Origin of the sequence: Ilumatobacter sp. (genome assembly GCF_049588435.1) — a bacterium.
Lineage (GTDB): Bacteria > Actinomycetota > Acidimicrobiia > Acidimicrobiales > Ilumatobacteraceae > Ilumatobacter_A.
Genome location: NZ_JBAVYV010000525.1, coordinates 1 through 9,639 on the forward strand (window position 1 = coordinate 1; position 9,639 = coordinate 9,639).

8 protein-coding genes are annotated in these 9,639 nt (G+C 66.6%); 3 read left to right on the top strand and 5 right to left on the bottom strand.

Annotation, left to right across the window (positions count from 1 at the left end):
• From WBV89_RS19755 to WBV89_RS19770, 4 genes are all read right to left on the bottom strand, one after another.
• A partial coding sequence (locus tag WBV89_RS19755) for a YihY/virulence factor BrkB family protein (RefSeq protein ID WP_423983040.1) occupies positions 1-910 on the bottom strand: 910 nt, incomplete at its 3' end.
• A gap of 135 nt (positions 911-1,045) precedes the next feature.
• On the bottom strand, positions 1,046-2,755 hold the full coding sequence (locus WBV89_RS19760; RefSeq protein ID WP_423983041.1) for a SulP family inorganic anion transporter: 1,710 nt from the start codon (positions 2,753-2,755) through the stop codon (positions 1,046-1,048).
• Positions 2,756-2,850: 95 nt separating this feature from the next.
• Positions 2,851-3,402 carry a hypothetical protein gene (locus tag WBV89_RS19765; protein WP_423983042.1) on the bottom strand — a complete coding sequence of 184 codons (552 nt, stop codon included), beginning with the start codon at positions 3,400-3,402 and terminating at the stop codon, positions 2,851-2,853.
• Positions 3,383-5,122, bottom strand: coding sequence for a SulP family inorganic anion transporter (locus tag WBV89_RS19770; RefSeq protein WP_423983043.1), 1,740 nt, complete (start codon positions 5,120-5,122; stop codon positions 3,383-3,385). The genes WBV89_RS19765 and WBV89_RS19770 overlap by 20 nt, the downstream gene beginning before the upstream one ends.
• Positions 5,123-5,338: 216 nt before the next feature.
• On the opposite strand from WBV89_RS19770, the gene glsA reads away from it, so the two are divergent.
• From glsA to WBV89_RS19785, 3 genes are all read left to right on the top strand, one after another.
• Positions 5,339-6,313 (top strand): glutaminase A, encoded by a 975-nt coding sequence (gene glsA / locus WBV89_RS19775; protein ID WP_423983044.1) that lies wholly within the window; start codon positions 5,339-5,341, stop codon positions 6,311-6,313.
• Positions 6,314-6,448: 135 nt separating this feature from the next.
• Positions 6,449-7,948, top strand: a complete 1,500-nt coding sequence (locus WBV89_RS19780) for a catalase (RefSeq protein ID WP_423983045.1) — start codon at positions 6,449-6,451, stop codon at positions 7,946-7,948.
• Between the two features lie 30 nt (positions 7,949-7,978).
• Positions 7,979-8,842 (top strand): alpha/beta fold hydrolase, encoded by an 864-nt coding sequence (locus WBV89_RS19785; protein ID WP_423983046.1) that lies wholly within the window; start codon positions 7,979-7,981, stop codon positions 8,840-8,842.
• Positions 8,843-8,899: 57 nt separating this feature from the next.
• Here the strand turns inward: WBV89_RS19785 and WBV89_RS19790 are convergent, their stop codons facing one another.
• Positions 8,900-9,223: a hypothetical protein gene (locus WBV89_RS19790; RefSeq protein ID WP_423983047.1), complete on the bottom strand. Its 324-nt coding sequence runs from the start codon at positions 9,221-9,223 to the stop codon at positions 8,900-8,902.
• Between the last annotated feature and the right edge of the window lie 416 nt (positions 9,224-9,639).

Here is a 9,639-nt window from a genome sequence, read left to right on the forward strand (position 1 = left end):
TGCGCCATCGGGCGAGGGCGGAGCGGGCGCGGGTGGTGACCGCCGGCGACTGCTGGACCACGCCGGCGCGTCGGGCGATGACGTCGTTCAACTCGGCGCCGAGCAGGAGCAGCACACTCAACACGTACATGAGTGTGAGTGCGAGCAGGATCGCGCCGACGCTCGCCTGGATGTTGTTCGCGGTCGGGACGAAGCGGACGTACACCGCAAACCCCTGGGTGGCGAGGATCCAGCCGAGGGTCGTCAGGATTGCGCCGGGAACGTCGTAGCGCCACGGGGTCGTGTGGTTCGGACCGACGTGGAACAGCGTGGCGGTCCAGAGCATGAGGCCCCCGATCACGAGCGGCGCGGTCAGCCAACGCGTGATGCCGGTGAGGTGCAGCGACGGCAGGAGGGCGAGGACCGTCGCCCCGACTGCGACGATGACGATCGTTCCGATCCCGAGGCCGATCGCGACGATCCGCACGTACCACCACGGTCGACCGTCGCGTACCTCGTACGCGATGTCGAGGGCTCGGATGACTCCGGCGAACGCCCTCGACAGCGTGAACAGCGCGAACAGCGTCGCCACGGTGGCGATGCCGCGGCTCGGTGTGTCGAACAGCTCGGTGACGGTCTCGTTCAGCGCTGCATCGTCGGCGAAGGTGCTGCTCACGAAGTTCTCGACTGAGGACCGGACGTCATCGGCAACGGACTCACCGACGACTCGCTCGAGTGAGCTGAGCGTGCTGATCAGCGAGAGTGCCGCCGCCGGGATCGACAGGATCGTCCAGAAGGTGATCGACGCCGCCACGTCTCCGACGCCGTCACGTCGGTACTCGTCGACGACGTCGACGAGCAGATGCCAGAGCCATCGCAGCAGGAGGCGGGGTCGCCAGGGAGGAATGGGGGAGTGGGCGTCGACGTCCATGAGGTCGGCGTCGAGGGTACGCCGGACCGGCCCCCGCCCGACGAACCGGGTCCGATGCGCGTCGGTGCCGGGCACCGACGCGCATCTGGACAACTCTCAGGGTTCTCGGCCGGGCACGTGCGGGTGCCGCTGCTGTCAGGCGCTGTCGTCGGGTTCGTGTTCGAGGAATCGTGCGACGGCGTCGTCGATCTCGAGATAGATGCCCGATCGTGCGAGGCGGGCCTCGACACCGGAGATGTGGAGTTCGTCACGGACCTCGGTCTTCACGCGGGCGAGTTCCAATGTGATGCCTCGCCGGTCGAGTTCATCGAGCACCTCACCGAGCGCCTGCGCGCCGGTGCTGTCGATGTCGTGGATCGATTCCATGTCGAGCACGACTGTCGTGGCCTGGTGTTCCTGCACCTTCGCGATCACATCGTCGCGGAACATCGGAGCGTTGGCGAAGAACAGCGGAGCATCGAACCGATAGATCAGCAGACCGGGGAACGTCACCGCGTCGGGATGATCGGCGATGTCCCGATAGGTGTCGGTGTCGGGCATCTGGCCGAGCACGGCGGTGTGGGGAGCGGCACTCCGCAACGCCATGGCGAGGAGTGACAGGAGGATCGCGACGACGATCCCGATGAGCATCCCGAGTCCGAGTACGGCCGCCACCGTCAGCACGGCCATCCAGAACTCGCTTCGTCGGTACTTCCACAGCGCCCTGAACTCGGCCGGATCGAACAGGCCGAAACCCGCCACGATCACGATCGCAGCGAGGGTGGCAACGGGCAGATAGTCGAACACCGGGGCCAGCAGGACGAGCGTGAGGATGACGAAGACGGCGGCCGCCAGGTTTGCGACCTGCGTACGAGCTCCCGAATCGGCGAGCACGAAGCTGCGCGATTGGCTGCCGTTGACGGGGAAGGCACCGAGCAGGCCGGCACCGATGTTGGCGGCACCGACGCCGAAGAACTCACGGTTCGCGTCGACTCGGTCGGACGTGCCGTAGGTCAGCGATCGGGCGGTGAGCACGCTGTCGGGGTAGACGAGCAGTGCGACCGCGACGGCGGGGCCGAGCAGTGCGACGAACTGTGACCACTCGATCGTCGGCATCCCGGGGATCGGCAGTCCACCGTCGAACTGCCCGACCACCGCGACGTCGATGTCGAACACGCCGACGACGAGCATCGAGCCGGCGACCGCGACGAGTGCGCCCGGGACGGCCGGCACGAATCGACGCATCCCCAACATCACGATCAGCGTGGCGACACCGAAGACCACGCTCGTCACCTGGGTGTCGTCGATGTTGCGGACCACGGCGCCGATCTCGGTGAGGTACGGGTCGGGGTCGATCGACGTACCGAGAAACCCTTGGAGCTGGCTCGTGACGATCAGGACGCCCGACCCGAACACGTACCCGGCCAGGACGGGACGCGACAGCAGGTCGGCGATCCGGCCGAGTCGGAAGATGCCCCCCAGCGTGAGGACGAGTCCGACGAGCAGTGCCATCGTCGTCGCCAGCTCGAGGTATTCGTCTGACCCCGGATCGGCCATGCCGGACAGGATCGTGGCGAGCATGATCGCAACGGTCGACTCGGCACCGACGTTGAGGAACCGTGACGATCCCCACAGCCAATAGAGCAGCATCGCGGCGATCGCCGCGTAGAGACCGACGACCGCCGGCATCCCTGCGAGCACCGCGAATCCGAGTGACTGCGGAACGAGCATCGCCCACAGGGTCAGCCCGCCGAGGACATCCGCCCGCAGCCAGCCTCGCTGATAGGAGGCGACGAGCTGGAGCCCGGGAATCGCGGCGAATCGGCTTCCCGTCGTCGGCCGCTTCTCCTTCACCGGCACGATCATCGCGCAACGGTCGGCCGCGTCCCGCGTCACAGATGCACGTTGGTGCCAGGCACCAACGTGCGTCTCGCCTTGTGCGGTCGTCGCCGGGCGGCAGTTCAGTCGGCGAGATCGGACGAACCGACCTCATCGTCGACCGTGGGCTCGTCGTCGTTGGAGCGGTTCATCCGAACCATCCAGAGGGTGGCGACCAAGAGGAGGAGGCCGGCCCCGATGATCCCGGCGATGGTCACCGCCGTGGGGTCCTTCGAATCGTCGATGTCGTCGGCCGGCGCCGAGTCGGACCCATCGGAGGAGGTCGTCTCGGGAGGAATGGATTCCGTGGCGAGTGGATCGGTGGTGTCGCTCCCGGGCGTCGAGGGATCGGTCGTGTCAGGCTCGGTGTCGGGCGACGTGTCGCCTGAGGTGTCGGGCGGGTTCGTGTCGGCTGGCTCCGTGTCGGGTGCCGTCGGCGTGGTGGGGTCGGTGTCAGCCGATGTCGCAGCGGCTGTCGCAGGGGTGGAATCCTCCGGAGTGGAAGCGTCGGGTTCGGCGACACGGGTACACGCAGCGGTCGCGAACAACAGTGGGAGGGCGGCGACCGCGAGGCCGCGACCGAGCTTCGCTCGTCGGCGCGTTCGAAGCGTGCCGTCAGTCGTCGTCGTGTGCATCGGTGTCCCCCCGGGATGAGTCGCCACTCGTCGCGTTCGCATCGGCTTCTGCGACCCACCGCAGTGCGTCGTCATGGGCGCGCATGACGGTTTCGCCCAACCACTCGGTGCCGACGTAGAGGTTCTCCTCGAGGAGTTGGTCCATCGCGCCCGTCGCCTCGAGCTGGCGGCGAATGCGTGGGTTGTCGGCGACCAGCACGAGTTTGCTGTCGACCTCGTTGAGCGCGTTCATGTAGCGGCCGAGCACTTCGGTCAGCGTCGCGCCGATCTCATCGAAGCCGCGCGTTCGGAGGATGACCACGCTGTGGCGGGAGTCGGGCGTGACCGACGGCATCTGCTCCTCCAGAGCGGCGGCGGTGGCGAAGAACACGCTCCCGTACGGCTGGAGCACGATCACCGACGAGGGTGGGACGTCGTCGACGGGTTCGGACTCGCGGAGGCGGCCGTCCTCGGTGATCTCGATCTGGCGGGTCGTGAGGCGCGTGGACTGCTTGACGACATGGAGGATCGTGGCGATCCCGACGCCGACGAGCACCGCGTATTGCAGCGGGATCAGCATCGTGAGCACGAGCGTCGTCGACATGACGGTCAACTGGACGACGCCGGTCTTTGCCACCGACATCACCTGATCGGGCTTGATCGTTCCGTACCCGACGACGATCAGCAGCCCGGCGAGAGCCGGCATCGCGACGTAATTGACAAGGCCGCCGAACGCCAGGATCACGATCGCCATGACGCCACCGGAGATCAGCAATGCGAGTCGTGATTTCGCCCCGGCGGCGATGACCAGTGAGCTCGCGGACATCGAACCGCCGACCGGCATTCCCTGGAACAACCCGGAGACGACGTTGCCAGCACCCTGGCCGACGAAGTCGGTGGACCCATCGGAGAACGTGCCGTCGGGATTCGGGATCCCCGCGGAGATTCCGGCCCCCTGGACGAGACCGACGAAGGCGAGCGACGCGGCGGGCACGAGAAAGCCGACCATCTCCCCGAACACCGGCATCGTGACGAAGGGGAGGGCACGTGGCACGTCGGCGATGTCGCTCACGACCTGAACGCCGCTGCCGAACGCGTCGAAGATCGCGGCGAGTCCCGATCCGATCACGACAGCGACCACCAGCCCGAGCGAGCCGAGCGCCGTGCGCTGCAGGACGACGATGAGCACGATCGTCGCCACTCCGACCACCGTGGTCGCGAGGTCGATCTTCCAGATGTGGCCGAGGAGGTCGAACGCGCGGAGGACCCGGTTGTTTCCCGATGCGTCGTAGCCCGTGAAGTTGTCCAGTTGGCCGAGGATGATGTTGATGCCGACCGCCGTGATGAACCCGGTCATGACCGCTTTCGACACGAACCGCAGGACCGTCCCGAGCTTGAGGAGGCCGGCGACGATCATCACGATGCCCGTCACGATCGACAGCGTGAAGAGCGACCGGGCGGGGTCGTCTCGCCCGGCGAGGTCGACGTCGGCGACGATGATCGCCATCGCCCCGGTTGCCTGCACCGCCATGAACGATGCGCTGGTGAAGAACGCCGCTCCGACCATTCCGAACAGGTAGCCGTAGAGACCAGCGACCGGATTGACGCCGGCGAGCAGTCCGCTGGCGAGGCCGTCGGGCACGCTCTCCACCCCGAGCACGAGACCCGCCATGGCATCGCTGCGGGCGTTCTCGCGCTTGACGTCGGGATAGCGCGAGCGGATGATGCGGCGGATTCCCATTCGTCAGCGCCGCCGTTCCTCGGTGCCGAGCGAGAACGGAGGTCGTCGCGCGACCGACTCGGGCAGGGGAACACCGGGCATCACCCGAAACTAATGCATCGGGCGTCGTCGCACCCGTTTCGCCTTCGTCGGCCGAAAGGGACCCTGAGCAGGCGTGACCTCTGATCAGCGGAGGGGGTGCCAGGGCGCGAGTGCCGGCTCCGTAGGATCGCCGACATGGCCGAGATCCATGATCATCAGCGAGCTGCCGAGTGGTTCAAGCACGTGTGTCGTGATGTTCACGGGCGACTCGACGGGCTCGACGAGGGTGCGTTGGCGTCGTACATTCCGGAGCTCGCGAGGGTCGATCCGGATCATTTTGCGATCGCCGCGATGACCGTGGCGGGCCGATCGGCGAACGAGGGCGATTGCGATCAGACGTTCACGATCCAGTCGATCTCGAAGCTGTTGATGTATGGCCTGGCGCTCGAGACCCACGGCCGCGACGAGGTGCTGAAGCGAGCCGGAGTGGCGCCGACCGGCGATCCGTTCAACTCGATCAAACTCGACGAAGCGCACCGCCGAGCGCCGAATCCGATGGTGAATTCCGGTGCGATCGCCATCGCCAGCATGGTCGAGGGCGACGATCTTGCTGCGCGGCGAGAGGTCGTGTTGGCACTGTTCGAGCGCTATCTCGGCCGACGTCCCGAGGTCGACGAAGCCGTACTCGCGTCGGAGACGGTCGCCGGAAACCGGAACCGAGCGATCGGCTACCTGCTGCTGAACGAGGGGATCATCACCGACCGTGTCGAGGAGACGCTTGATCTGTACTTCATGCAGTGTTCGATCCTGGTCACGGCCGTCGACCTCGCGGTGATCGGCGCAGCGATCGCGAATCACGGCGTACATCCCATGACGGGCCAGCAGGTCGTCGCTCCTCAGGTGTCGCGGGACATGTTGACGGTTGCGCTGACCTGCGGGATGTATGACTACGCGGGCGAGTGGGCATACACCGTCGGGATCCCGGCGAAGAGCGGTGTGGGCGGCGGCATCGTCGGCATGATCCCGGACGTCGGCGGGATCGCCGTCTACTCGCCGCGCCTCGACGCGCACGGCAACAGCGTGCGCGGAATTCGTGTGTTCGAGGAGCTGTCGGAGGAGTTCGACCTCCACGTGTTCGACGCCGATCGACCGTGGAGGCGCAACACCTGATCGACGGTCCGACGGCTGTCGGTGGTCGATCATCGCCGACGGCGCACCGTGTCGCCACGTTTGAGCCAGCGGTGTCGGGGTACTCGGGTCGGAGCGGCCCAGTCCGCCTCCCGCCGCGCACGAAAGGTGACGACCATGACCGATTCCACCACCACCACCACCACCACCACCACCATCACCCCACAGGGCACCGCCCCGCACACGACGACCGATGCCGGGGTCCCTATCTCGAGCGACGAGCACTCGCTGACCGTGGGTCCCGACGGGCCGATTCTGTTCCACGACCACTACCTGATGGAGCAGATGGCCTCGTTCAACCGCGAGATGATCCCGGATCGCCAGCCCCACGCCAAGGGCGGCGGGGCGTTCGGTCGCTTCGAGGTGACCCGGGACGTGTCGAAGTGGACGAAGGCAGCGGTGTTCCAGCCCGGGACGACGACCGACATGCTCGCCCGCTTCTCGACCGTGGCCGGTGAATCCGGCTCGCCCGACACGTGGCGCGATCCGCGCGGCTTCGCGCTCAAGTTCTACACATCCGACGGCAACTACGACATGGTCGGCAACAACACGCCGGTCTTCTTCGTGCGCGATGGGATGAAGTTCCAGCATTTCATCCACTCCCAGAAGCGGCGCGCCGACAACGGGCTCCGCGACCACGACATGCAGTGGGATTTCTGGACGCTCTCACCGGAGTCAGCGCACCAGGTCACGTGGCTGATGGGCGACCGCGGCATCCCCAAGTCGTGGCGGCAGATGAACGGCTACTCCAGCCACACCTACATGTGGGTGAACGCCGAGGGCCGACGCTCCTGGGTCAAGTACCACTTCAAGACCGATCAGGGCATCGATTTCCTGTCCCAGGACGAAGCAGACCGGCTGGCTGGAGCAGATGCCGACTACCACCGTCGCGATCTGTTCGACTCGATCAAGAGTGGCGACCACCCGTCATGGACGCTGAAGGTCCAGGTGATGCCGTTCGACGATGCGGCCGACTATCGGTTCAACCCGTTCGACCTGACCAAGGTGTGGCCGCACTCGGACTACCCGCTCCACGAGGTCGGCACGATGACTCTGGACCGGAATCCGACCGACTACCACTCCGAGATCGAGCAGGCGGCCTTTCAGCCGAACAACCTCGTCCCCGGAATCGGACCGAGCCCCGACAAGATGCTGCTCGCACGGCTGATCTCCTACGCCGACGCCCACCGCGCCCGCCTCGGCGTCAACTACCAGCAGCTCCCGGTCAACACCCCGCAGTGTCCCGTCCACAGCTACAGCAAGGGCGGTGCGATGCGAATCGACAAGGCCAGCGACCCCGTGTACGCGCCCAACTCGTATGGAGGACCCGCCGCCGCTGCGGAGCGCTATCCCGAGGTGGCCACATGGTCGGCCGACGGCGACTTCGTCCGCGCCGCGTACACGTTGCACGCCGAGGACGACGACTGGGGACAGGCCGGGACACTCGTGCGTGACGTGATGGACGACGCCGAGCGTGATCGCCTGGTCGACAACATCTCGGGGCACCTGCTCGACGGCGTCAGCGAGCCGGTCCTGGCCCGGGCGTTCGAGTACTGGCGCAGCGTCGATCAGCAGATCGGCGACCGCGTCGAAGCGGCCGTCCGCCAGGGTGGCTGACCGTCCGCTGTGCGATCTATGGTGCCGGCTGTGAAGATCCGCAATGGCTCCATCGAACTGAACGTGACCCAGGACGGGAGTCCATCCGCCGCACCGATCCTGCTGCTGCACGGCATCACGTCGTACGCGGGAAGCTGGAACTGGATCGTTCCGGACCTGGCCGAACGCTTCCGGGTGCTCCGGCTCGACTTCCGTGGCCATGGTGATTCCGATCGCGCCGCCGACCAGTACTCGTCGTCGGGATACGTCAGCGACGCTGTGGCCGCTCTCGAGCAGGTCGCCGGTCAGGCCGCGATCGTGATGGGTCACTCGCTGGGCGGCGCCACGGCGGCCGCGCTCGCGCAGCGTCATCCCGAACTCGTCCGAGCCGCCATCATGGAGGATCCGCCACTCGGTCTCGGCGGCGGCAAGTCCCGTGCGCTCGAGGGCAACTCGCTGCTCGACGCGTTCCGGCTGATGCGCGAGTCGATCCCGCAACTTCAGGCATCCGGGATCACGGCCGACACCCTCGCGGGAATCCTCGCCGCCGCACCATCTGCATCGGGAGGAACATTCGGTGAGAATCTGCACGCCGACGGCATCGCGCAGATGGCCGAATCGATGTTGCGTGTCGACGCATCGGTGCTCGACCCGGTGCTCGCCGGGAACGTCGAGGCATTCCTCGATCCCACCGTGCCGTTCGCGGTGCCGTCGCTCGTGGTCTGTGCCGACCCGGCGAAGCCCGACGCCGCTGCCCCGCTCGACCTCGCACGAGCATACGCTGGCATCTCACCGGCCACCGAGGTGCTCGTCGTCGAGGGCGCAGGCCACCTCATCCACGACGAGTTGGCATCTCGTGGCACCTTCCGCGCTGCGGTCGTCGACTTCCTCGACCGACAGCCTTCCGCGTCGTAACGCACCGACGGTCCCGATCGACCGGCGCCGACGACCGGATCCAGCCGGGCTGTCTGCTCAGTACGAGTCGACGTACTCGAACTCGGCGAACATGGTCGACGCGTTGGGGAGGTCGGCGAGCGTCGCGAAGTCGCAGCACTCCCCAAATCGCTCCCACATCGCCAACACCTCCGGATGAGAGTGCGCCGTCTCGATCGCCGCGTGATCGACCCACTCGAAGTGCTCGAGAATCGAGCCGTCTCCGGCACGGAGAACCGTCGACGGCATTGCCGTTGCCAGGCCCAGTCGCCGGAGCAGTGGGACATGGCCGACCATCTCTGCGTCGAGAGCACCCTGCATTCCGGGCTTGGGTCGATACACCGCGATCACGCTCACCCCCACGCCGACGATGGTAGTCACCGTGCATCGGCCGATCGTCCGATCGGCGGTGAACGACAGAGTCCCTGGCCAAAGACGCTCTGACCGGGGACTTCGCGTGGAGCGGCCGACGGAATCGAACCCAGATCATCAGCTTGGGGACCCTCTGTGAACGTTCCTGTATCGATCCCGGTCGTGAACGAGTCGAGATGGAGGCCGACGCCGTTCGACCCCGACGCCCACACTCGTCCAAACTCGACCAGGCATCGTGACGATGGACCTCCGCATGACCTCGCACATCGGACCAGGCGATCCCTACTCCCGACTCGACGCACTGCGCACGGTGACCATGCAGCGCGCAGCGAGTCTCGTGCGCGCCTTCGATTCCATCGTGAAGGCGACGAGCGACGTCGCCACCGATGACGAACACGATCCAGAAG